This window comes from Chromobacterium sp. LK11 (genome assembly GCF_001043705.1).
GTDB lineage: Bacteria > Pseudomonadota > Gammaproteobacteria > Burkholderiales > Chromobacteriaceae > Chromobacterium > Chromobacterium alkanivorans.
Genome location: NZ_LDUR01000011.1, coordinates 55,272 through 78,376 on the forward strand (window position 1 = coordinate 55,272; position 23,105 = coordinate 78,376).

Annotated in this window: 17 protein-coding genes and 1 pseudogene; 7 read left to right on the forward strand and 11 right to left on the reverse strand. The window is 64.5% G+C overall.

What is annotated here, in order from left to right:
* Positions 1–8: 8 nt before the first annotated feature.
* From VK98_RS07345 to flhB, 7 genes are all read right to left on the reverse strand, one after another.
* The gene (locus VK98_RS07345) at positions 9–1,226 is read right to left on the reverse strand and encodes a cytotoxic necrotizing factor Rho-activating domain-containing protein (protein ID WP_048413429.1); all 1,218 of its coding nucleotides are present in this window, start codon (positions 1,224–1,226) and stop codon (positions 9–11) included.
* A 226-nt stretch (positions 1,227–1,452) separates the two neighbouring features.
* Complete coding sequence (locus VK98_RS07350) at positions 1,453–2,202, reverse strand: flagellar motor protein (RefSeq protein ID WP_039756256.1); 750 nt, start codon at positions 2,200–2,202, stop codon at positions 1,453–1,455.
* 46 nt (positions 2,203–2,248) lie between these two features.
* Positions 2,249–2,995, reverse strand: coding sequence for an RNA polymerase sigma factor FliA (locus VK98_RS07355; protein WP_048413430.1), 747 nt, complete (start codon positions 2,993–2,995; stop codon positions 2,249–2,251).
* On the reverse strand, positions 2,992–3,861 hold the full coding sequence (locus VK98_RS07360) for a flagellar synthesis regulator FleN (protein ID WP_048413431.1): 870 nt from the start codon (positions 3,859–3,861) through the stop codon (positions 2,992–2,994). The genes VK98_RS07355 and VK98_RS07360 overlap by 4 nt, the downstream gene beginning before the upstream one ends.
* A gap of 5 nt (positions 3,862–3,866) precedes the next feature.
* Positions 3,867–5,357, reverse strand: a complete 1,491-nt coding sequence (gene flhF / locus VK98_RS07365) for a flagellar biosynthesis protein FlhF (protein ID WP_048413432.1) — start codon at positions 5,355–5,357, stop codon at positions 3,867–3,869.
* A gap of 6 nt (positions 5,358–5,363) precedes the next feature.
* Positions 5,364–7,445: a flagellar biosynthesis protein FlhA gene (gene flhA / locus VK98_RS07370; RefSeq protein WP_048413433.1), complete on the reverse strand. Its 2,082-nt coding sequence runs from the start codon at positions 7,443–7,445 to the stop codon at positions 5,364–5,366.
* A 48-nt stretch (positions 7,446–7,493) separates the two neighbouring features.
* Positions 7,494–8,651 carry a flagellar biosynthesis protein FlhB gene (flhB, locus tag VK98_RS07375; protein WP_048413434.1) on the reverse strand — a complete coding sequence of 386 codons (1,158 nt, stop codon included), beginning with the start codon at positions 8,649–8,651 and terminating at the stop codon, positions 7,494–7,496.
* Positions 8,652–8,802: 151 nt separating this feature from the next.
* Between flhB and VK98_RS07380 the strand changes: the two genes are divergently transcribed.
* Complete coding sequence (locus tag VK98_RS07380; protein ID WP_048413435.1) at positions 8,803–9,597, forward strand: thymidylate synthase; 795 nt, start codon at positions 8,803–8,805, stop codon at positions 9,595–9,597.
* Positions 9,594–10,091, forward strand: coding sequence for a dihydrofolate reductase (locus VK98_RS07385; protein WP_048413436.1), 498 nt, complete (start codon positions 9,594–9,596; stop codon positions 10,089–10,091). The genes VK98_RS07380 and VK98_RS07385 overlap by 4 nt, the downstream gene beginning before the upstream one ends.
* Before the next feature lie 64 nt (positions 10,092–10,155).
* On the opposite strand, the gene icd is transcribed toward VK98_RS07385, so the two are convergent.
* The gene (gene icd / locus VK98_RS07390) at positions 10,156–11,400 is read right to left on the reverse strand and encodes an NADP-dependent isocitrate dehydrogenase (RefSeq protein WP_048413437.1); all 1,245 of its coding nucleotides are present in this window, start codon (positions 11,398–11,400) and stop codon (positions 10,156–10,158) included.
* 176 nt (positions 11,401–11,576) lie between these two features.
* A complete protein-coding gene (locus VK98_RS07395) occupies positions 11,577–13,814 on the reverse strand; it encodes an NADP-dependent isocitrate dehydrogenase (protein ID WP_048413438.1) in 2,238 nt (745 codons plus the stop codon).
* A 330-nt stretch (positions 13,815–14,144) separates the two neighbouring features.
* Here VK98_RS07395 and VK98_RS07400 point away from each other — a divergent pair.
* Positions 14,145–14,687: pseudogene (locus VK98_RS07400) on the forward strand (pseudouridine synthase); the annotation flags it as partial.
* A 147-nt stretch (positions 14,688–14,834) separates the two neighbouring features.
* Complete coding sequence (gene aceK / locus VK98_RS07405) at positions 14,835–16,625, forward strand: bifunctional isocitrate dehydrogenase kinase/phosphatase (RefSeq protein ID WP_048413440.1); 1,791 nt, start codon at positions 14,835–14,837, stop codon at positions 16,623–16,625.
* A 73-nt stretch (positions 16,626–16,698) separates the two neighbouring features.
* On the opposite strand, the gene VK98_RS07410 is transcribed toward aceK, so the two are convergent.
* Positions 16,699–17,124 carry a hypothetical protein gene (locus VK98_RS07410; protein ID WP_048413441.1) on the reverse strand — a complete coding sequence of 142 codons (426 nt, stop codon included), beginning with the start codon at positions 17,122–17,124 and terminating at the stop codon, positions 16,699–16,701.
* Between the two features lie 66 nt (positions 17,125–17,190).
* A complete protein-coding gene (mutS, locus tag VK98_RS07415) occupies positions 17,191–19,737 on the reverse strand; it encodes a DNA mismatch repair protein MutS (RefSeq protein ID WP_048413442.1) in 2,547 nt (848 codons plus the stop codon).
* 317 nt (positions 19,738–20,054) lie between these two features.
* Here mutS and VK98_RS07420 point away from each other — a divergent pair, with 317 nt between their 5' ends.
* Genes VK98_RS07420 through VK98_RS07430 form a run of 3 tightly spaced genes read left to right on the forward strand, consistent with a single transcriptional unit; the run spans position 20,055 to position 22,974 of the window.
* A complete protein-coding gene (locus VK98_RS07420) occupies positions 20,055–20,621 on the forward strand; it encodes a GbsR/MarR family transcriptional regulator (protein WP_048413443.1) in 567 nt (188 codons plus the stop codon).
* Between the two features lie 2 nt (positions 20,622–20,623).
* Positions 20,624–21,964 (forward strand): cytochrome ubiquinol oxidase subunit I, encoded by a 1,341-nt coding sequence (locus VK98_RS07425; RefSeq protein WP_048413444.1) that lies wholly within the window; start codon positions 20,624–20,626, stop codon positions 21,962–21,964.
* Positions 21,961–22,974: a cytochrome d ubiquinol oxidase subunit II gene (locus tag VK98_RS07430; protein ID WP_048413445.1), complete on the forward strand. Its 1,014-nt coding sequence runs from the start codon at positions 21,961–21,963 to the stop codon at positions 22,972–22,974. The genes VK98_RS07425 and VK98_RS07430 overlap by 4 nt, the downstream gene beginning before the upstream one ends.
* Positions 22,975–23,105 lie beyond the last annotated feature (131 nt).

Below are 23,105 nucleotides of genomic sequence, written 5' to 3' on the forward strand. Positions count from 1 at the left end.
GTGCGGGTTCAAAGCGGGCTAATGTCGACCGCGTAAATGGCGGAATCCTGCGAATGCACGCCGCAGTTGTGATTGATCCGCATGCTGTCGCCGAGGAATTCAATGCTCAGGCTGTCGCCGGTCTTCTTGAGCAGCGCCAGCGCGTTGCCGACGCTGGCCAGCTCTTGCCGCAGCGGCGTCTTGTTGTAGTCAAAGTGGCGCACATGGCCGCTGTCCGCTAGATCCGGCGTTGTCCCCTTGCCGCTGTAGACCATCATCGCGTGATCGAAATGCTCGTGAAGAAAGGCGGCCAGCTCGCGGTTATTGCCGACCGGGCTGTCTAGTGCGGTTTTTTCGCCGCTGAGTTGGCGATGGGCGTCGACGATGGAGCGCGCCCCGTCGCTTGCCGTTTCCCACTCATCGTCGCCGTTTTTGACGGTTCCGGCGTGATAGGCGTAAAGCATCCCTCCTTTCAGCGCGTAGACCATGGTGCAACCGGAGAGCGCGCCGGCGCTGAACAGGCAGCAATCGCCGTCCTGCATCTTGCCGGTGTCGAATTTCATCCCCACCGTGCCTTGCAGGCCGTTGCCGATTTCGATCAGCCGCAGCGCGTCGCCAAACTGGAATTTATTGTAATGGTTGCCGATCGGCGTGCCGGGAATCAGCTCTTCCGCCTTGGCCTGATCGCCGTGGTAGAACTTGATGAAGTCGGCGGAGACGGCGTCGCCGCCCTTTTTCTCGCCGTCGCGGTCGTAGCGAATGCAGTCGACGACGCCGGCCGGGGCGGCCGCCTGGACGCCGGCTGCGGAGGCGAGCACGCCCTTGCCGATCAGCGGCGCCACGCTGCCGGACAAGACTTGCGCTTTATCCCGCTCGAACAAGAGCTTCTCCTGCGGGGAGGAGGTGGTGACGATTTTGTTCTGTCGGGCGTCCAGCCTGAAATTCGCCGTGGGGTCGCCGTATTGGGCGCGGTCGTGCACCACATGGCTTTGGCTGATCAGCGCTTTCCTGGCGCCGCGAAGATTGGCTTGCGCGGTCGGATCCTGGCAGAGGTGCCGGACGAAAGCTTTGGCGCGTTTGGTCTGGTTCGGGTGCAGCAAGCCGTGCAGCCGGCTGTTGTACACCACCAGGGCGCCGTTCTTGCTCAGACCGAAGCTCGGCTCTTGCGACTTGTCGGGATGTTGGGCCTGGTGCTGCAGCAATTGCGAGTAGATCGATTGGATGGATATCGGGCTCGATATTTTCATCTGTGCTTCCAAGCTGGATTGGGGATGGCGGCGGGCTTGCTCGCGGGGCGGCGCCGATGGGCGGGCGGTCCTGTCGTTTTCCGTTCAGGCCGCGGCAAGTCCGACGCCGGTCATTGCAGCGGAAAAGGATGGGCCCGTCTTTCAAAAAACGGCGACGCGGGGGAAGAAGAGGAGGGCGACGCCGGCTTGGCGTGCGGCGGTGAAGAGCGCGCAGAGCGCGCGCTCATTATTCGTGCATCGCCAGGAAGCCCTTGAGCCGGCTTTCGATGATGCGCGGGTTTTCGCCGTTGGCGATGGAGACCAGGCCTTCCACCACCAGCTCTTTCAAGGCGACTTCCGAGGCGATCAGGTGCTTGAGCTTGTTGGCGATGGGCAGGAACAGCAGGTTGGCGGAGCCGACGCCGTAAACGGTGGCGACGAAGGCGACGGCGATGCCGGCGCCCAGCTTGGACGGGTCGGACAGGTTTTCCATCACGTGGATCAGGCCCAGCACCGCGCCCAGAATGCCCATGGTCGGCGCGTAGCCGCCGGCGGACTCCCAGATCCGCGCCGCCTGTTTGCGCGCGTGCTCGAACATGGAGATCTCCACATCCATCACCGAACGCAGGGTGTCAGGCTCCGCGCCGTCCACCAGCATTTGCAGCGCTTTCTTGATGAAGGGGTCCTTCTGCAGATTGATGTAGCCTTCCAGCGCCAGCAGGCCGCCCTTGCGCGCGGTCTGGCTCCAGTTGATGATCTCGCGGATCATCTTGTCGTGGTCCAGCACCGGCGGCTGGAAAATCCATTTCAGCATGCGCACGCCGGCGGCGAATTGCTTGGGCGTGCTTTGCAGCATCACCGCGCTGACGGTGCCGCCGATGACGATCATGAAGGCGGTCAGCTGCATCAGGGAGCCGATGTTGCCGCCTTCCAGCGCCTGTCCCGCGATAATGGCGGTCAGGCCCATCAGAATGGCTACAATGCTTATCTTATCCACGCGAAGTTCCGGTTTTTAATGTTATGCCGCGTCAGGGCGCGGCGGCTCAGAGCCAGTCCTTGATGCGCGCGCGCAGCCGGGCGATGGCCTGGCTGTGCAGCTGGCTGACTCTCGATTCGGAGACGCCCAGCACCGCGCCGATTTCCTTCAGATTCAATTCCTGCTCGTAATACAGGGACATCACCAGCTGGTCGCGCTCCGGCAACAGCTTGATGCCGTCTATCAGCGCCTGGCGGAAGCCGCCGTCGGCCAGCGCCGCGAGCGGGTCCGGCGAGTCCTCGTCGGCGACATTGGCCACCGCGTCGGGCAGCGCGTCGCCGTCGTCGTTGGAAAAGTCCTCGAAATGCAGCAAGGTCATGCCGCGGCAATCGCCTAGCATGTCCTGATACTGTTCCAGTTCCAGGCCCATCTGCGCGGCGATTTCCGATTCCAGCGGCGCGCGGCCCAACTGGTGCTCCAGCTGGCGCACCGCGTCCTCGATCTGGCGCGAGTGACGGCGCGCCTGGCGCGGCATCCAGTCCTCGCGGCGCAGCTCGTCCAGCATCGCGCCGCGCACCCGCTGGCTGGCGAAGGTTTCGAACATCACGCCCTGGGCCGGGTCGAACTGGCGCGCCGCCTCGATCAGGCCGATGACGCCGACCTGGATCAGGTCGTCGATTTCGACCGAGGCCGGCAGCCGGGCGATCATCATGCCGGCCAGCTTCTTGACCAGCGGCGCGTAGGCCTCCACGTCGATCTCGACGGGAGGCGAGGCGGCGGCGTAGCCGGTGCGGCGTACGGACGGCAAGGTCATAGCGGTTTGACTCCATCCGCCTCGGCCCAATCGCGCGAGGCGGCAATCAACAAATCCATGAATCCGGTGCCGCTGCGCGGCGTTTCCTGGGTGTCCCACTGCGGCAGCACCGCGGCCAGCTGCGAGAAGGCCATCGCGGCCTCGCTGTCCGGAAACGCCTCCATCAGCGGCCGGCGCAGCGTCTGGCTGCGGCGCACCGCGTTGTCCATCGGCACGAAGCCCACCCAGCGCAGCGACACCGACAGGAATTCGCCGGTGGCGGCGGACAGCCGGGTGAACAGCTCGCGCGCTTCCTCCAGGTGGCGCGCGCGGTTGATCAGCACATTGAAGCGCTGGCGGCCGTAGCTGCCGGACAACCTCTTGATATTAGCGTAGGCCGTCGTCAGCGACTCCGCCGCCGGCGTGAGCACTAATACCAAATTGTCGGCCACGCTGGCAGGCACCGGGTCGTGGGCGGGGCTGGGGGCGTCCACCAGCAGCACCGAGGCGTCGCGCTCCAGCGCGGCGAATTCGCTGCCCAGCCGCAGCCACAGCTGGGCGGAGAACAGCGCGCGCTCTTCCGGGCGCGCGTAGAGATTGATCAGCTGAATGCCCTGGCGCGAGCTCACCATCATCTCGTCCAGCCCGCCCAGGGTGATGACCTGGCTTTCCAGCGTGGCGGTGGTGGGCACGCCCAGCCGGCGCGCCTGCACCTGGCCCAGCGTGCAGTCCACCAGCAGCGGCCGCTGGCCGGCGTAGGCCAGGCCCAGCGCCAGTTCGGTGGCGAGGGTGCTGGCGCCGGAACTGGCGGAACCGATGAAGGCGAAGCTGGGCGCGCGCGCGGACCGGGCGCTGAGCAGGCGGAGGCTGGCGGCTTGATCCTGCATCGCGCTTACAACCATCCGGCCTGGGCCGCGTTCATGATGGGCAGTTCGTCGGCCTGAAGGGTGAAGGGGGAGTGCTGTTGCTGCGAGCGCATCGCGCGGTCCACCAGGAAGCCGGCGTGGGCGGCGTGCAGGTCTTCCGGCACGCGCTGGCCGTTGGTGATGTAGAACAGGCGCAGCCGGTTGCGGATGATCACGTCCAGACTGGGGCCCATCGCCACCGATTCGTCTATCTTGGACAGCACGCAGCCGGTCAGGCCGTCGCCGCGGTAGCGGCGCACCACGTCTTCCAGCGTCTGGCCGTCGGCGTTGGAGGCCAGCAGCAGCAGCCGTTCAATCGGCCGGCCGGCGGTGCGGAACATTTCTATCTGCGCCAGCACCCGGGCGTCGCGCTGGCCCATGCCCACGGTGTCGATGAAGACGATGTGGCGGTTGGACAGATCGGCCAGCGTCAGCTGCAGATCGCCCTCGTTCTGGATGGAGAACACCGGGATGCCGAGAATCTTGCCGTAGATGCGCAACTGGTCCTGAGCGCCGATCCGGTAGCTGTCGGTGGTGATCAGCGCCACGTGCTGGGCGCCGAAGCGCATGGTGGCGCGCGCGGCCAGCTTGGCCACGGTGGTGGTCTTGCCGACGCCGGTGGGGCCGACCAGCGCGTAAATGCCGCCGCGGTCCATGATTTCCTTGTCGGAGTCCGCGCACTTCAGATTGTGCATCAGCGCCGAACGCGCCCATTTGACCGCGACGTCGGCCTCGTACTGGGCCGGCATCTTTTCGATCAACTGGCGGATCAGGTGGGCGGAGAAGCCCATCGCCAGCAGGTGCTTGAACAGTTCGAGGCGATTGGGCGCCTTGCCCTCCATGTCGGACCAGGCGAAGCTGGCCAGCTGGCTTTGCAGCAGGCTGCGCAGCAGCTTGATCTCGTCGCCGATCTGCTTCAGCTCCTGCGCCATCACCTCGGGCTCTTCGCCGTTGTTCACGACAGGAGGCGCGGCGGGGCGCGGCGGCGGGGCGCTTGGCGCCGGCGCTTGCGCGCGCGGCGCGGCGGCGGGCTGGGGCGCGGCTTGCGCGTATTGCGGCGGCGGATAGGACGGCTGGGCCGGCCGCGGCGCGGCCTGCGGCTCCGGCGCGAAGGCCGGCTCGATGCGCTGGCGCGGCTGCGGGGCTTCGATGCGCGGCGGAGGCGGGCTGTCCAGCGGCTCCACCGGCATCGCGTAAGTGCGGGCGATGGCACGGTTGACCGCCGCTCCGGCCGGCGTGGGCAGCGGCGACGGCGCGCGGTTGACCACCGGCGGCGCGTTGCGTGGCGGGTGCTTGCTGGAGGAGGTGGCCAGATTGGTGGCGAGGTTGGCGACGTCGGCGTCGGCCACCGCCATGATTTCCACCCCTCCGCCCATGGTGGGGCGGTTGGACAAAATCAGGGCGTCCGCGCCCAGTTCTTCTCGAACTTGTCTGAGCGCGTCACGCGTGGTTTTGCCGAAAAACTTTTTCACCACCATGTTCGATTAGCCCTTGCTTCCCCCAATTACAGCAATTATACGAATTGATTTATTGTCCGGTATCTCATTATGAGAAATAACACGCAGCTGCGGCAACGCGCGGCGCAGGAAGCGCGCCAGCAAGGGCCGCAGCCCCGGCGCGGTCAAGAGTACCGGATTGTACCCTTGAATTTCCACTTGTTCGGTTTCCTGGGCGGCGCTGGCCAGCAGATTTTCCGCCAGGCCCGGTTCCAGGCCGCCGCCGGTCTTGGACTGCACCGCCTGCATCAGCACATTTTCCAATGTCGGCTCCAGGGTCATCAAGGGTAATTCTTGCTCGCCTGGGAATAATTGCTGAACGATGACGCGGGACAGCGCGGTGCGCACGATATTGGTCAGCTCGTCGATGTCCTGGGTGGTGGCCACGTGATCGGCCAGCGTTTCCAGTATGGTGCGGAAATCGCGGATGTGGATGCCTTCGGTCAGCAATTGCTGCAGCACTTTTTGCAGCGTGCCTATCGGCACCACCTTGGGCACCAGATCCTCGATCAGCTTGGGCGATTCCTTGGCCTGGTGGTCGATCAGCGCCTGCACTTCCTCGCGGCCCAGCAGTTCCGCCGCGTGGGTCTGCAGCAGATTGGAGATGTGGGTGGCCACCACGGTGCTGGCGTCTACCACGGTGTAGCCCAGGCTCTGCGCCTCTTCGCGCTTGCCGGCGTCTATCCAGATCGCCGGCAGGCCGAAGGCCGGGTCGGTGGTGGGGGTGCCGGCCAGCTCGCCGTTGACCCGGCCCGGGTTGATGGCCAGATATTGGCCGATGAAGGCTTCGCCGGTGCCCAGTTCCACGCCCTTGAGCAGGATGCGGTAGGCGTTGGGCTTGATTTCCAGGTTGTCGCGGATGTGGACCGGCGGCACCAGGAAGCCCAGCTCCTGCGCGATCTTTTTGCGGATGCCGCGGATGCGGCGCAACAGTTCGCCGTCCTGGCTGCGGTCCACCAGCGGAATCAGCCGATAGCCCACTTCCATGCCCAGTTGGTCCACGTGCTGCACGTCGTTCCAGCTGACTTCGGCCGTGGTGTGCTCCGGCGGCGGCGCCGCCTGTTGCTGCTGCTCGGCCTGCTGCGCCTCGGCCTTCTGGCGCTTCTCCATCATCCGGCCCAGCAGGCCCAGGCTGCCGGCGATCAGCAGGAAGGAGAAGTGAGGCATATTGGGGATCAGACCGACCATGCCGATCACCGCGGCGGTGATGTACAGCACCTGCGGCTTGGTGAACATCTGGCCGATGAGTTGCTCGGACATGTCCTTGTCGGTGCCCACGCGCGACACCACGATGCCGGCGGCGGTGGAGATGATCAGCGCCGGGATCTGCGCCACCAGGCCGTCGCCGATTGTCAGCAGGGTATAGGTCTTGGCGGCGACGCCGGCGTCCAGATCGTGCTGGACCATGCCGACGATCAGGCCGCCGACGATGTTGATGACGATGATCAGAATGCCGGCCATGGCGTCGCCGCGCACGAATTTGGAGGCACCGTCCATCGCGCCGAAGAAGTTGGCTTCCTCGGCGATGGTGACGCGGCGCAGCCTGGCCTCGTCCTCGCCGATCAGGCCGGCGTTGAGGTCGGCGTCGATCGCCATCTGCTTGCCGGGCATCGCGTCCAGGGTGAAGCGGGCGCTCACTTCGGCGATGCGGCCGGCGCCCTTGGTGATCACCACGAAGTTGATGATGGTGATGATGATGAACACCACGATGCCGATGGCGACGTTGTCGCCGATCAGGAAGTGGGCGAAGGATTCGATTACCTTGCCGGCGGCGTCCGGGCCGGAGTGGCCCTCCAGCAGAATCACCCGGCTGGAGGCGACGTTCAGCGACAGCCGCAGCAGGGTGGTGACCAGCAGCACGGTGGGGAAGGCGGAGAAGTCCAGCGGCTTGCGCACATTGATCCCCACCAGCAACACGATCACCGAGACGGCGATGTTGAAGGTGAAGAAGATGTCCAGCAGCACCGGCGGCAGCGGCAGCACCATCATCGCCAGGATCAGGATGATGAGCACGGGGCCGGCCAGCTGGGTGACTTTGAAGCGCTTCAGTATGTCTAGTATGGAGTCCATGCTGGATTTATGGCTCAAGCCGGTCGAATCGTTTCGTCGACCTTGTCATTATGGTGGCGTCGCATCTTGCTGGCGTTTGCTTTGCGGGTCAAGCTCGGCGGGCACCTCCAGTTGATCCGGGAACACCGGCGCCAGGCCGCCGTTGTCCTGATAGCTCTTGAGCTGGAACACATAGGCCAGCACCTGGGCGGCGGCGGCGTAGAGCTTGGCCGGAATGTCCTCTCCCATCTCGGCGTGGAAGTACAGCGCGCGGGCGAAGCTGGGAGAGCGCATCACGATGACGCGGTGCTCCTTGCCGGTGTCTATGATTTTTTCCGCCAGCTTCAGCGAGCCCTTGGCCACCACTTGCGGCGCGCGCATGCCGTCGTCGTACTTGATCGCCACCGCGTAGTGGGTAGGGTTGGTGACGATGACGTTGGCGCTGGGAATCTCCTGCATCATGCGCTTGCGCGCGGCTTCGCGCTGCATCTGGCGGATGCGGCCCTTGACCTCGGGCGAGCCCTCGGCCTCCTTGTATTCCTGCTTGACCTCTTCCTTGGTCATGCGCAGCTTCTTGTGGTAGCTCCACAGCTGGAAGGGCACGTCTATCGCCACCAGCAGAATCATCGCCGAGGTCACCACGAAGAAGGTGGTGATGATCATGTCGGTCATCTTGGCGATGCCGGCGGGCAGGGGCATGGCGATCAGGCCGATGATCTCGGCGCGCTCGCGCCAGATGAACCAGGTGGCGATGCCGCCGATCAGCACGCTCTTGAGAATGGCTTTCAGCGCTTCGGTGGCGGCGTTGACCGAGAACATGCGCTTGACGCCGGGCAGCGGGTTGAGCTTGCTGAATTTGGGCTCGACCGCCTTGAAGGTGAGGTTCCAGCCGCCCACCAGCATGGGCACGAACAGCGCCACCAGCGCCAGTCCGGCCAGGAGCGGCGCCAGGCTCCACAGCGCGTTGAAAATGGTTTCCTTGAAGCGGTTCAGCGCCGGCTCCACACTGTGCACCGTGGTCTGGTCGAAGGTCAGCAGTACGCGCATGGTCTGCGCCAGATTGGTGGCGATGTGGCCGCCCTGGGCCATCAGCAGCGCCACGCCGGCCATGGTGATGGCGAAGGTGGTCAGCTCGCGCGAGCGCGGGATATTGCCGTCTTCTCGGGCGAGGCCCAGCCGTTTCGCGGTGGCGGGTTCGGTGCGTTCTAGGTCGGAATCTTCAGCCATGTCCGGTGTTTCATGCTTCTGTCTTGATTTTAAAGAGAATGGTAGCCGAAGCGGCGAGGCCGGGCCAGCTTTTCCGAGGCGGCTTCAAGTCGAGTCCGAGGCGGGCTTCAAGTCGGGTACAATGGCCGGCGTCAACGATGGAATGAACACAATGCGACAGTATCTCGACCTGATGCGCCATGTGCTGGAACATGGCCACGACAAGTCCGACCGCACCGGCACCGGCACCCGTTCGGTATTCGGCCACCAGATGCGTTTCGACCTGCAACAGGGCTTTCCGCTGATCACCACCAAGAAGTGCCATCTGCGTTCCATCATCCATGAATTGCTGTGGTTCCTGTCCGGCGACACCAATATCCGTTATCTGAAGGAAAACGGCGTGTCGATCTGGGACGAGTGGGCCGACGAAAACGGCGATCTGGGCCCGGTCTACGGCTATCAGTGGCGCAGCTGGCCGGCGCCGGACGGCCGCCATATCGATCAGATTGCCAATGTGGTGGCGATGATCAAGAACAATCCAGATTCGCGCCGCCTGATCGTGTCGGCCTGGAACCCGGCGCTGGTGGACGAGATGGCGCTGCCGCCCTGCCACAGCCTGTTCCAGTTCTACGTGGCCGACGGCAAGCTGTCCTGCCAGCTGTACCAGCGTTCCGCCGACATCTTCCTCGGCGTGCCCTTCAATATCGCCAGCTACGCCTTGCTGACCATGATGATGGCGCAGGTGTGTGGCTTGCAGGCGGGCGAGTTCGTGCACACCCTGGGCGACGCCCACCTGTACAGCAATCATCTGGAACAGACCGCGCTGCAGCTGTCGCGCGAGCCGCGCGTCCTGCCGACGCTGAAGATCAATCCGCAGGTCAAGGACATCTTCGGCTTCAAGTTCGAGGATTTCGAGCTGGAAGGCTACGACCCGCACCCGCACATCAAAGCGGCGGTGGCGGTATGACGGCGGCCGGGAAGCCGCGCTTGACCCTGGTGGCGGCGATGGCGGCCGAGCGGGTGATAGGCATAGACAACCGCCTGCCCTGGCATTTGCCGGAGGACCTCAAGCATTTCAAGGCGGTGACTCTGGGCAAGCCGGTGATCATGGGCCGCAAGACCTGGGACTCCATCGGCCGGCCCTTGCCGGGCCGCCGCAACATCGTGGTGACGCGCCAGGCGGACTGGCGCGCCGACGGCGCGGAGGCCGCGCATTCGCTGGAGCAGGCGCTGGCCCTGGCCGGCGCGGTGGAGGAGGTGTGCCTGATCGGCGGCGCCGAGCTGTACCGCCAGGCGATCGCCAGCGCCGACTGCCTGCGCCTGACCGAGATCGCCGGCGCGTATCCGGGCGACGCCCATTTTCCCGAGGTGTCCGCCGAACTCTGGCGCGAGGACAGCCGCGAGGCCCACGTCAGCGCCGAAGGCCTGGCTTACGCCTTCGTCGATTATCTGCGGCGCTGAGACGTGCTTCCCCCAATCAAAAAGCCCGCGGCAACGCGGGCTTTTTGATTATCTGCACGCTCTTTTACATGCGCGCGATCATCGCGTCGCCGAAGGCGGAGCAGCCGACTTCGACGGCGCCGTCCATCAGGCGGGCGAAGTCGTAGGTCACCTGCTTGTCGGCGATCGCGGCTTCCATCGCCTTGATCACCAGATCGGCTGCCTCCTTCCAGCCCAGGTGGCGCAGCATCATCTCGGCGGACAGGATCAGCGAACCGGGATTGACCTTGTCCTGGCCGGCGTACTTGGGCGCGGTGCCGTGGGTAGCTTCGAACACCGCGTATTGGTCCGAGATGTTGGCGCCGGGCGCGATGCCGATGCCGCCCACCTGCGCGGCCAGCGCATCGGAGATGTAGTCGCCGTTCAGGTTCAGCGTGGCCACCACGTCGTATTCGGCCGGGCGCAGCAGGATCTGCTGCAGGAAGGCGTCGGCGATGGCGTCCTTGACCACGATGTCGCGGCCGGTCTTCGGGTTCTTGAACGCGCACCACGGGCCGCCGTCGACAGGCGTCGCGCCGAACTCCTCCTTGGCCAGCGCGTAGGCCCAGTCGCGGAAGCCGCCCTCGGTGTACTTCATGATGTTGCCCTTGTGCACGATGGTCACGCTCTTGCGGTCGTTGTCTATCGCGTAGCGGATGGCGGCGCGTACCAGGCGTTCGGTGCCGTCCTTGGACACCGGCTTGACGCCGATGCCGGAAGACTCGGGGAAGCGGATCTTCTTCACGCCCATTTCGTCCTGCAGGAAGGCGATGACCTTCTTGGCGGCCTCGCTGCCCGCCTGCCACTCGATGCCGGCGTAGATGTCCTCGGTGTTCTCGCGGAAGATCACCATATCGGTCAGCTCCGGCTGCTTCAGCGGCGAGGGCACGCCCTTGAAGTAGCGCACCGGCCGCACGCACTGGTACAGGTCCAGTTCTTGGCGCAGCGCCACGTTCAGCGAACGGATGCCGCCGCCCACCGGGGTGGTCATCGGGCCCTTGATCGATACCGAATAGGTTTTCAGCGCGTCGAAGGTTTCCTTGGGCAGCCATTCGTCCGGGCCGTAGAGCCGGGTGGATTTTTCGCCGGCGTACACCTCCATCCAGTGGATCTTCTTCCGGCCGCCGTAGGCCTTGGCCACCGCGGCGTCTATCACCTTGATCATCACCGGGGTGATGTCCACGCCTATGCCGTCGCCTTCGATGAAGGGGATGATCGGATGATCGGGCGTCGGCCGGCCGGGGATGATCTTCTCGCCGTCTGCCGGAACCTTGATATGGGTGACGCTCATGCTTTCTCTCCTGAGGGTGGCGCGCGCGGCGCGCGGCCGGACAAGCCTGTGTTTCGATTATCAATGAAACGGTCATGAAAAGCTTGCCGCCGGCGCAGCCGGGACGGCGCAAAAAAAACGCCAAGACATCTGTCTTGGCGTTTTGTCGGGCGGGAAGTTCCCGCCGGGGGAGAGACTTAGCCGAGCACTGCCGCCAGCGCGGCGTTGAAGCTGGCGCTCGGGCGCATCACCGCGCCGCACTTGGCGGTGTCCGGGTGGTAGTAGCCGCCGATGTCGGCCGCCTTGCCCTGCACCGCTTTCAACTCGGCCAGAATCTTCTGCTCGTTGCCGGCCAGGTTCTGGGCGATAGGCGCGAAGCGGGCCTGCAGCTCCTTGTCGTCGGACTGGGCGGCCAGCGCCTGAGCCCAGTACATGGACAGGTAGAACTGGCTGCCGCGGTTGTCCAGTTCACCGGTGCGGCGCGACGGGGACTTGTCCTCGTCCAGCAGCTTGCCGGTGGCCAGGTCCAGCGTCTTGGCCAGAATCTTGGCCTTGGCGTTGCCGGTCTTGATGCCCAGCTCTTCCAAGGACACCGCCAGCGCCAGGAACTCGCCCAGGCTGTCCCAACGCAGATGGTTTTCTTCCAGCAGCTGTTGCACGTGCTTGGGCGCGGAGCCGCCGGCGCCGGTCTCGTACATGCCGCCGCCGGCCATCAGCGGCACGATGGACAGCATCTTGGCCGAGGTGCCCAGCTCCATGATGGGGAACAGGTCGGTCAGATAGTCGCGCAGGATGTTGCCGGTCACCGAGATGGTGTCCAGGCCGCGGGCCACGCGTTCCAGGGTGTAACGCATCGCGCGCACCTGGGACATGATGTGGATTTCCAGGCCGCTGGTGTCGTAATCCTTCAGGTAGGCGTGCACCTTCTTGATCAGCTCGTTTTCGTGCGGGCGGTACGGGTCCAGCCAGAACACCGCCGGCATGCCGGAGTTGCGGGCGCGGGTGACGGCCAGCTTGACCCAGTCGCGGATAGGCGCGTCCTTCACCTGGCACATGCGCCAGATGTCGCCTTGCTCGACGCTCTGCGACAGCAGCACTTCGCCGCTGGCGAGGTCGACGATGTTGGCGACGCCGTCTTCCTGGATTTCATAAGTCTTGTCGTGGGAGCCGTACTCTTCCGCCTTCTGCGCCATCAGGCCGACGTTGGGCACGGTGCCCATGGTCTTGGGATCGAAGTTGCCGTGCCATTTGCAGAAGTTGATCATCTCCTGGTAAATGCGGGCGAAGGTGGATTCCGGCATCACCGCCTTGGCGTCGTAAGGCTTGCCGTCGGCGCCCCACATCTTGCCGCCGGCGCGGATCATCGCCGGCATCGAGGCGTCCACGATCACGTCGTTGGGCGAGTGGAAGTTGGTGATGCCCTTGGCCGAATCCACCATCGCCAGGCGCGGACGGTGCTCCTGGCAGGCGTGGAGGTCGCGGATGATTTCTTCGCGCTTGGAGGCCGGCAGGGTTTCGATCTTCTCGTACAGGGTGGCCATGCCGTTGTTGACGTTGACGCCCAGTTCCTCGAACAGCTTGCCGTGCTTCTCGAAGGCTTCCTTGTAGTAGATCTTGACGCAGTGGCCGAACACGATGGGGTGGGACACCTTCATCATGGTGGCTTTGACGTGCAGGGAGAACAGAATGCCGGATTCGCGGCAGTCTTCCATTTCACGTTCGTAGAACTCGCACAGCGCCTTCTTGCTCATGAACATGGAGTCGATGATCTCGCCGGCCTGCAGCGCGACCTTGGGCTTGAGCACGATGGTCTGGCCGCTCTTGGTGGTCAGCTCCATTTTTACGTCGCGCGCCTTGTCCAGCGTCATCGACTTTTCGCCGTGGTAGAAGTCGCCGTGGTGCATGTGGGAGACGTGGGTCTGCGACCATTGCTTCCATTCGCCCATCGAGTGCGGGTGCTTCTTGGCGTAGTTCTTCACCGCCAGCGGCGCGCGGCGGTCGGAGTTGCCTTCGCGCAGCACCGGGTTCACCGCCGAGCCCAGACACTTGGCGTAGCGGTCCTTGATCGCCTTGTCGGCGTCGGAGGCCGGGTTTTCCGGATAGTCCGGCAGCGCATAGCCCTTGGCCTGCAATTCCTTGACGCAGGCGATCAGCTGAGCCACGGAGGCGCTGATATTGGGCAGCTTGATGATGTTGGTGTCGGGGTGCTGGGTCAGCTTGCCCAGCTCGGCCAGGGTGTTCGGCACTTTCTGTTCGTCGGCCAGATAGTCGGGGAATTCGGCCAGTACGCGCGCCGCCAGCGAAATGTCGGCGGTGGCGATTTCAATGCCGGCGGAGCCGGCGAAGGCTTGCACGACCGGCAGGAAGGCGCTGGTGGCCAGCGCCGGCGCTTCATCGGTCAGGGTGTATATGATTTTGGGCTGTTCCGAAGGCATTACTCTATCTCCTTTTATCTTGTGACGACAGAACGGTTGCGCAGGGCGCTGCCGGCGCATGGAAAGACCTTGGAAAGGCGGATGGCGGCTCAGGCGACGCGGCCTGAACGCGATCCGGAGACTCTCGGGCAATTTTCAAAAGCGAATTATACCTCTCCGCGCGCGCTTGGCTCGCTGCGCATTTGAACTTTTATGCTTGATAACTGCGCGGCGGCGGTTCGAATGCGAATTATAGGCCGCGTTCGGAGCGTCTTCGTCGGCAAACTTGCGGCGCGCGGCGGCCGGCTCTTGTATCATTCGCCTCATTCTTTACCTCGCCGTTTTCACGCCATGTCCCGACTCATCCTGCTCAACAAGCCCTATGGCGTCATCTGCCAGTTCTCCGAGCATCCCAAGCATCCGACGCTCAAGTCCTGCGTGCCCTTGCCGGGCGTGTACCCGGCGGGCCGGCTGGACACCGACAGCGAAGGCCTGCTGCTCTTGACCGGAGACGGCGAATTGCAGCACCGCATCGCCAATCCGCGCTGGAAGTTGCCCAAGACCTATTGGGTGCAGGTGGAGGGCCAGATCCGCGAGGAGCAGCTGGAGCAACTGCGCCGCGGCGTCGATCTGGGCGATTTCACCACCCAGCCGGCGCAGGCGAGGCGCATCGACGCGCCGGCGCTGTGGGAGCGCACGCCGCCGGTGCGTTTCCGCAAGACGGTGCCGGACGGCTGGCTGGAGATCGTCATCAGCGAAGGCAAGAACCGCCAGGTGCGGCGCATGACCGCCAAGGTGGGGCTGCCGACGCTGCGCCTGGTGCGGGCGGCGATAGGGCCGTGGACGCTGGACGGCCTGCAGCCGGGGGAGATGCGCGAGCTGGAGGTGGACCTTGCGGATTTGCCGCGGGTGCCGCATGCTCAGCGCATCGCCAAGCCCGGCGTGCAGCCGCGCGGCGCCGGCGGTTTCCGGCGCGGAGGCCCGCGCAAACCCTGAGCCGGCGTCCGGGCGCGACCGTTGGCGACTCCAGAGGGCGAGCGCATGCAGATTCCCGAGTACTACAACCCGGTGGCGCGCGATATCGCGCAGGCGCTGGTGGACGGCTTCGACAAGCATTACCGCCTGTTCCGCGAGTGCAATCGCGGCGCCAAGGACTTGTTCGAGTCCGGTGACTGGCAGGGAGTGCAAAAGGCGGTGCGCGACCGCATCCAGTTCTACGACGAGCGGGTGGCGGAGACGGTGGCGCGGCTGCACGGCGAGTTCCACGCCGATCTGCTGGACGACGAAATCTGGCAGCAGGCCAAGCTTTACTTCATCGGCCTGCTGGCCAACCACAAGCAGCCGGAGTGCGCGGAGACCTTCTTCAACTCGGTGTTCACCCGCATCCTGCACCGCGACTACTTCAACAACGACTTCATCTTCATCCGCCCGGCGATCTCCACCGAGTACATCGAGTCCGACCCGCCGTCCTACCGCAGCTACTACCCGGCGCGCGACGGCCTGCGGCAGGCGCTGCTGCGCATCGTCGAGGATTTCGGCTGGCGGCGGCCGTTCACCCGGCTGCGCCGGGACGTCGTCCTGCTGCTGCGCCAGGCGGAAGCCTTTCTGGAGGGGCGCTGGCCGCAGCCGGAGGCCAATTGCCAGATCCAGGTGTTGTCGTCGCCGTTTTACCGCAACAAGACCGCTTATGTGTTCGGCAGGGTGATCAACGGCGGCGCGCATTATCCCTTCGCCGTGCCGGTGCTGCACGACGAGCTGGGCGGGCTCTATCTGGACACCTTGCTGCTGGAGCCCTGGCGCATCGGCGTGCTGTTCTCCTTCAGCCGCGCTTACTTCCTGGTGGACATGGAAGTGCCGTCCGGCTATGTGCAGTTCCTGCGCGGCATGCTGCCGGGCAAGACCAAGGCCGAGCTCTACACCATGCTGGGGCTGCAGAAGCAGGGCAAGAACACCTTTTACCGCGACTTCATCCAGCATCTCAAGCATTCCAACGACAGCTTCGTCATCGCGCCCGGCATCCGCGGCCTGGTGATGCTGGTGTTCACGCTGCCGTCCTATCCCTATGTGTTCAAGCTGATCAAGGACGTGTTCGGCGGGCCCAAGGAGGTGGACCGGGCCACGGTGAAGGCCAAGTATCAGCTGGTGAAGCGCCACGACCGGGTGGGGCGGCTGGCGGATACGCTGGAGTTCTCCAATGTGGCCTTTCCCAAGGCGCGCTTCACCGAGGAGTTGCTGCGGGAGCTGCGCGCGCAGGCGCCGTCGATGATGGAGGAGGGCGAGCAACAGGTGGTGATCAAGCACCTGTATATCGAGCGGCGCTTGAAGCCGCTCAACCTTTACCTGACGAGCTGCGATCCGGCGGAGAAGGCGCGGGTGGTCCGCGATTACGGGCTGGCGATCAAGGAGCTGGCGGCGGCGAACATCTTCCCCGGCGACATGCTGTTCAAGAACTTCGGCGTGACGCGCTACGGCCGGGTGATTTTCTACGACTACGACGAAATCGAGTATCTGAGTGACTGCCAGTTCCGCCGGATACCGGAAGCGCCGAACCCGGAAATGGAGATGTCGGGCGAGGTCTGGTATCCGGTGGCGCGCAACGATGTGTTTCCCGAGGAATTCGGCACTTTTCTGCTGGGCGACGCCGAGATCAGGCAGGTGTTCCTGCGCCATCACCGCGATTTGCTGAGCCCCGAGTTCTGGCAGCTGCGCCAGCGTCGCATCCGCGCCGGCCATCTCGAGGATTTCTATCCCTATCCGGAGGAGATGCGCTTCATCAACGGCTATCCGCGCTTTTACCGGCGAGAGCTGGCGGTCTTGCCGCGGGGGGAGTAAGGCAAGAAAAACGGGGAAGCCTTGGCTTCCCCGTCCTGGGTGTCGAACGCGGCCCGGTTGGCCGGGCCGGCGTTTAGGCGCGGTGGCTGTCCTCGAAGTAGGCGATGGGCCCGGCGCTGGTTAAGCCGATGTGGAAGGTCGAGCTTTCCGGGAAGGTCTCGCCTATGCTTTCCGCGGCGCGCACGATCTCGTACAGCACTTCCACTTCCTTGAATTTTCGGGTGATGTTGTCATTGCCCTGCAACCAGGCCCGGATTTCCTCGGCATGCGGGTGGTTGTTTTCCAAGTCCAGCTGGCAGGCCGGCGTGCTGATCAGGCTGATCGCAGGCGGCATGCTGATGTCCAGTTGTTGCAATTGTTGGCTCGCCAGTTCGGCGAAGCTGGACAATTCGAGGTTGGCCCGCTCGCGGATGGAGGAAAGGGCAATGCTTCCATCGTCCGTGACCTGACTGAACAGCGTGACCAGGCCCGGGGCGGTGGCAGTGTTTTCAAGCGACATTGTTGTTGCTCCTGTCTCGGATGTTACCTTCTAGTAATATAGGAAACGTCACCGGGTCTGGCCTGGTCATTTGGCCAGTTTCTTTAATTCATAGAGCAGAGCCTGGGCTTCCCGTGGCGAGAGATCGTCTAGATCGACCTCCAGAAGGCGTTCGACCGCCGGATTCGGTTCCGGTTCCACAGTTGCCGTCGCGGGTAAACTGATAAATAGGTCTGGCTGCACGCGGCTGGCTGAGTGGTTCTCCAGTTCGGTCAGATAGCGGCGCGCCTCGCGGATCACTTTGCCGGGCACGCCGGCCAGCTGGGCCACCGCCAAGCCGTAGCTCTGGCTGGCCGGGCCTTCCTCCACATGGTGCAGGAACACGATGCGGTCCTTGTGCTCCACCGCGGACAGATGCACGTTGGCGACGCTGGGGTACTCGCTTTCCAGGCTGGTCAGCTCGAAATAATGGGTGGCGAACAGCGTGTAGGCGCGGCTTTTCTCTATCAGCGCCTTGGCGATGGCCCAGGCCAGCGCCAGGCCGTCGAAGGTGGAGGTGCCGCGGCCCACTTCGTCCATCAGCACCAGCGAGTGTTCGCTGGCGTTGTTGAGGATGTTGGCGGTCTCGGTCATTTCCACCATGAAGGTGGAGCGGCCGCCGGCCAGGTCGTCGGAGGCGCCGATGCGGGTGAAGATGCGGTCTATCGGACCGATCACCGCGCGCTGGGCCGGCACGAAGCTGCCTACGTGAGCCATCAACGTGATCAAGGCGTTCTGACGCATATAGGTGGATTTACCGCCCATGTTCGGGCCGGTGATCAGCAGCAGTTTGCGGGTGTCGGACAGCTTGGTGTCGTTGGCGATGAAGCGTTCCACTTCCGCCTCCACCACCGGGTGGCGGCCTTCGATGATTTCCAGTCGTGGTTCCGCGACGAATTCCGGCTCCACGTAGTTGTTGACGTTGGCGCGCTCGGCGAAGGCGGACAGCACGTCCAGCCCGGCCACCGCCTGGGCGATCAGCTTCAGGTCGGGAATGTGCGGGGCCAGTTGGTCCAGCAGGTCTTCGTACAGCTGCTTCTCCAGCGCCAGCGCGCGGTCCTGCGCAGACAGCGCCTTGTCTTCGAATTCCTTCAGTTCCGGCGTGATGTAGCGCTCGGCGTTCTTCAGCGTCTGGCGGCGGCGGTAGTCGTCAGGCACCTTGTCGCCCTGGGCCTTGGTGACTTCGATGTAGAAGCCGTGCACGCGGTTGAACTCCACTTTCAGCGTGGGGATGCCGGTGCGTTCCTTCTCGCGGGCTTCCAGCGCCAGCAGGAAGGCGCCGCAGTCGGTCTGGATCGCGCGCAGCTCGTCCAGCGTGGCGTTGAGGCCGTGGTTGATCACGCCGCCGTCGCGCAGGAAGGTGGAGGGCTCGGGCAGGATGGCCTGGCTGAGCATGGTTTCCACCGGGGAATCGTCCGGCAGCAGACGCGCCAGTTCGCCCAGCAGCTCCGCGTCCAGGCCGGCGGCCAGCCGCTTGACCCCGGTCAGCGCCTTCAGCGAATCGCGCAGCGCGGCCAGGTCGCGCGGGCGGGCGCTGCGCAGCGCGATGCGGGCGGTGATGCGTTCGATGTCCGCCACTTCGCGCAGCTGGGCGTGGGCGTCGTCGTAGGCCGGCAGCAGGGCGCGCACCGCCTCCAGCCGGCGCGCCAGCTTGCCGTGGCTGCGGATGGGGTGGTGCAGCCAATGGCGCAGCAGGCGGCTGCCCATGCTGGTGGCGCAGCCGTCCAGCAGCGAGGCCAGCGTCGGCGACGGCTCGCCGCGTATGGTTTCGGTCAGTTCCAGGTTGCGGCGGGTGGCGCCGTCCATGCGGATCAGCTCGCCGGTGTCCTCCACCGCCAGGTTGGCGATGTGGGCCGGGTTCACGCTCTGGGTGGTCTTGACGTATTCCAGCAGCGCGCCGGCGGCGCCCACCGCCACCGGCAGGGTGTCGGCGCCGAAGCCGGCCAGGTCGCGGGTGCCGAAGTGCCGGGTCAGCGTCATCTGCGCCGACTCGATGTCGAACTGCCACGGCGGCAGCTTTTTCTTGGGCGTGGCCACGGTCTCGAACACATTGAGGCCGGTGTCGTCCGGAATCACCAGTTCGGCCGGCTTCAAGCGTTCCAGTTCGCTGTGCAGGTCATCGACCCGGGTCTGCAGCACTTTGAATTCGCCGCTGGCGAGCGACAGCCAGGCCAGGCCCAGCACGCCCTTGACCATATTGACCGCCATCACCAGATTGTCGCGCTTGTCGTCCAGCAGCGCGGCGTCGGTCAGGGTGCCGGGGGTGACGATGCGCACCACCTTGCGTTCCACCGGGCCTTTGGACAAGGCCGGGTCGCCGATCTGCTCGGCGATGGCGACGGATTCGCCCATCTTGACCAGCCGCGCCAGATAGCCTTCGGCGGCGTGATAGGGCACGCCGGCCATCTTGATCGGGTTGCCGCCGCTGGCGCCGCGGGTGGTCAGGGTGATGTCGAGCAAGCGCGCAGCCTTCTCCGCGTCCTCATAGAACAGTTCGTAGAAGTCCCCCATGCGATAGAACACCAGCTTGTCGGCGTGTTCGCGTTTGATGGCTAGGTATTGCTGCATCATCGGGGTGTGCTGTGGCGTGCTCATCGGCTATGGGCTCTTATGTTTTCTAATGGACAACAGGATGCCGTGGCCGCCGCCCGCGCATCAAGGCCGCGCGGGCGCCAGGGCATCCCTGATTAATGTTTCGGCCCCGCGCGCGGCGGGGCTTTGGAGAGTCGGCGCTATTTTAGCGCAGCCCGCCAGCGGCGTCAGCCGCGCCGGCTCAGCTTGCGAAAATGCGATTGGCATGGTGAGCGGCTTTGTCAAGCGGGCCGCTCAACGATGGTTGTGATTGACTTGGTTTCATTGCGAATTTATGATTTATATCAAAGTTTCAGAAATTCCTGAAAATTGAGAACGTCATGAATTTATCGCCACTCGTCCAGTCCTTCGTGCTGCATTTCGGGGAAATGGGCAGCCGCTGGGGCATCAATCGCACCGTCGGGCAGATCTACGCGCTGCTCTATGTCTCGGAGAAGCCGCTGAACGCGGATGAAATCGCCGAGAGCCTGAGCTTTTCGCGCTCCAACGTCAGCATGGGCCTGAAGGAGCTGGAGTCCTGGCGCCTGGTCAGGCTGCAGCACTTTCCCGGCGACCGCCGCGAATATTTTTCCACGCCCGACGATGTCTGGGCCATCTTTAAAACGCTGGCCGAAGAGCGCAAAAAGCGCGAGGTGGAGCCGACGCTGACCATGTTGCGCGGCGCCATCATGGAAAGCCCGGCCAGCGACGCCGAACGCCACGCGCAGCAGCGGATGAAAGAGATGCACCAGTTGATCGAACTGGTGACCACCTGGTTCTCCGACATCCAGCACATGGATGTGGAGACCTTGCAGCGCTTGATGAAATTGGGCTCGCAGGTGCAGAAGATCCTGCAGTTCACCCACTCGCTTTCGAAACTGACCAGTCGCGACGGCGACAGGGAGTAGCTATGGACTTTGACCCGCTGGTATTGGCGCGCATTCAGTTCGGCGCCAATATTTCCTTTCACATCTTGTTTCCCACCATCAATATCGCGATGGGCTGGGTGCTGCTGTTCTTCAAGCTGCGCTATCTCAAGACCGGCCAGCAGGGCTGGATGGACGCCTATGGCTTCTGGGTGAAGATTTTCGCTCTGTCCTTCGCCCTGGGCGTGGTCAGCGGCGTGACCATGAGCTTCCAGTTCGGCACCAACTGGCCCGGTTATATGCAGACGGTGGGCAATATCGCCGGCCCCTTGCTGGCCTACGAGATCCTGACCGCCTTCTTCCTGGAGGCCACCTTCCTCGGCGTGATGCTGTTCGGCCGTTCCAGGGTGTCGGAGCGGGTGCATACCTGGGCCACCTTCCTGGTCGCCTTCGGCAACACGGTGTCGGCGTTCTGGATCCTGGCCCTTAATTCCTGGATGCAGACCCCGGCCGGCTTCAAGATGGTGGACGGCAAGGCGGTGGTGACCAGCTGGCTGGAGGTGATTTTCAACCCTTCGCTGCCGTACCGGCTGACCCATATGCTGATCGCCTCCGGCCTGACCACGGCCTTTCTGGTGGCCGGCCTGTCGGCTTACCGCCGGCTGAAGGGCGACCGCAGCGACGGCGCCAAGATGGCCTTGAAAACCGGCGTGATCACCGCGGCGCTGCTGATTCCGCTGCAGATCCTGGTGGGCGACATGCACGGCTTGAACACCTTCAAGCATCAGCCGGCCAAGCTGGCGGCGATCGAGGGCGTCTGGCATACCGAGAAGGGCGCTCCGCTGCTGTTGTTCGCGCTGCCCAACGCGGAAACCCGCCAGAATGATATGGCGGTGGGCATTCCCAAACTGGCCAGCCTGATCATCACCCATGATCCGAACGGCGAGATTCGCGGCCTCAACGAGTTCGCCCAGCATCCGCCGGTGGGCAAGGTGTTCTGGAGCTTCCGCGTGATGGCCGGCGTCGGCGCGCTGATGCTGCTGGTGTCCTGGCTGGCCTGTTGGCAACTGCGTCGCCGCGGCCAGCTGGCGCCGCTGATGTTGCGGGCGCTGGTGGGCATGACCTTCGCCGGTTGGGTGGCGACGCTGGCCGGCTGGTACGTGACCGAGATCGGCCGCCAGCCGTGGCTGGTGGAAGGCGTGCTGACCACGGCGCAGGCGGCGGGCCCGGCGACCGGGGGCATGGTGGCGTCCACGCTGGCGATGTACCTGGGCCTGTACCTGGTGTTGCTGACCGCCTATGTGTCGGTCTTGTTCTACATGGCCGGCAAGGCGGCCGGCCAGTCCGGCGGCGAGGCCGCGCATCTTGAGGAGAAACTGGCATGAGTGGCGCTGTGTACTGGTTGCCGGTGGTGTTCGCCGGCCTGATGGCCCTGGCCATGCTGATTTACGTGGTGCTGGACGGCTACGATCTGGGCGTGGGCCTGCTGCTGCCCTTCGCCGAGGACGACGAGAAGGACATGATGATCGCGTCGATCGGCCCGTTCTGGGACGCCAACGAAACCTGGCTGGTGCTGGGCGTGGGCCTGTTGCTGGTGGGCTTCCCGCTGGCGCACGGCATCATCCTGGGCGAGCTCTATCTGCCGGTGGCGCTGATGCTGGCCGGCCTGATCGTGCGCGGCGTCGCCTTCGACTTCCGCGTCAAGGCGCGCGAGCCGCACAAGCCGTGGTGGAACGTCGCCTTCGCCGGCGGCTCCCTGCTGGCGGCGTTGACCCAGGGCGTGATGCTGGGCCGCTATCTGACCGGCTTCGCCGACGGCTGGCTGGCCTGGGGCTTCGCCTTGCTGGCCGGCATCGGCCTGGCGGCGGCCTACACGCTGCTGGGCGCGGGCTGGCTGATCATGAAGACCAGCGGCGCCTTGCAGGCCAAGGCGGTGGCCTGGGCGCGGCGCAGCCTGGCCGGCGCCGGCCTGTCGGTGCTGCTGGTGTCGGCGGCCACGCCGCTGGCCAGCAGCCATATCGCCGCCAAGTGGTTCGCCTTGCCGGAGTTCCTGCTGTTGCTGCCGCTGCCCTTGGGCTGCATCGTGCTGTTCGCCACCTTGTGGGTGATCCTGCCGCGGCTGGCGGTGCGCCAGGCCGCCGGCAACGACAATTGGTGCTGGGCGCCGTTCGCCTGCACCGTCGGCATCGTGTTGCTGTCGTTCTGGGGCCTGACCTACAGCGTGTTCCCTGAGGTGGTGATCGGCCGGCTGAACATCTGGCAGGCGGCCAGCGACACCGCGGCCCTGTGGGTGATCTTCTGGGGCGCGGCGGTGGTGTTGCCGGTGATTCTGCTGTACACCGCCTTCGTCTATCGGGTGTTCCACGGCAAGGCCAATGCGCTGACTTACCAATAAGTCCGCAACAGACCTCGCGCTTGATGAAGCCGCTTTTGCTGTGCAGAGGCGGCTTTTGCCATACTGGGAGCGCGTCATCCGCCTGCAATCCGCAGAGGCGACAATGACGCCTTTTGTCCGAGCTTTGCAAG

Coding starts and splice junctions, on each gene's coding strand:
- VK98_RS07355 (WP_048413430.1), bottom strand. CDS start 2,995: ATGACCTTGCCGTCCGTACGCCGCACCGGCTACGCCGCCGCCTCGCCT.
- VK98_RS07430 (WP_048413445.1), top strand. CDS start 21,961: ATGAGTGGCGCTGTGTACTGGTTGCCGGTGGTGTTCGCCGGCCTGATG.
- VK98_RS07425 (WP_048413444.1), top strand. CDS start 20,624: ATGGACTTTGACCCGCTGGTATTGGCGCGCATTCAGTTCGGCGCCAAT.
- icd (WP_048413437.1), bottom strand. CDS start 11,400: ATGAGCGTCACCCATATCAAGGTTCCGGCAGACGGCGAGAAGATCATC.
- flhA (WP_048413433.1), bottom strand. CDS start 7,445: ATGGACTCCATACTAGACATACTGAAGCGCTTCAAAGTCACCCAGCTG.
- VK98_RS07395 (WP_048413438.1), bottom strand. CDS start 13,814: ATGCCTTCGGAACAGCCCAAAATCATATACACCCTGACCGATGAAGCG.
- flhF (WP_048413432.1), bottom strand. CDS start 5,357: ATGGTGGTGAAAAAGTTTTTCGGCAAAACCACGCGTGACGCGCTCAGA.
- flhB (WP_048413434.1), bottom strand. CDS start 8,651: ATGGCTGAAGATTCCGACCTAGAACGCACCGAACCCGCCACCGCGAAA.
- aceK (WP_048413440.1), top strand. CDS start 14,835: ATGCAGATTCCCGAGTACTACAACCCGGTGGCGCGCGATATCGCGCAG.
- VK98_RS07345 (WP_048413429.1), bottom strand. CDS start 1,226: ATGAAAATATCGAGCCCGATATCCATCCAATCGATCTACTCGCAATTG.
- VK98_RS07420 (WP_048413443.1), top strand. CDS start 20,055: ATGAATTTATCGCCACTCGTCCAGTCCTTCGTGCTGCATTTCGGGGAA.
- VK98_RS07385 (WP_048413436.1), top strand. CDS start 9,594: ATGACGGCGGCCGGGAAGCCGCGCTTGACCCTGGTGGCGGCGATGGCG.
- VK98_RS07360 (WP_048413431.1), bottom strand. CDS start 3,861: ATGCAGGATCAAGCCGCCAGCCTCCGCCTGCTCAGCGCCCGGTCCGCG.
- VK98_RS07380 (WP_048413435.1), top strand. CDS start 8,803: ATGCGACAGTATCTCGACCTGATGCGCCATGTGCTGGAACATGGCCAC.
- mutS (WP_048413442.1), bottom strand. CDS start 19,737: ATGAGCACGCCACAGCACACCCCGATGATGCAGCAATACCTAGCCATC.
- VK98_RS07410 (WP_048413441.1), bottom strand. CDS start 17,124: ATGTCGCTTGAAAACACTGCCACCGCCCCGGGCCTGGTCACGCTGTTC.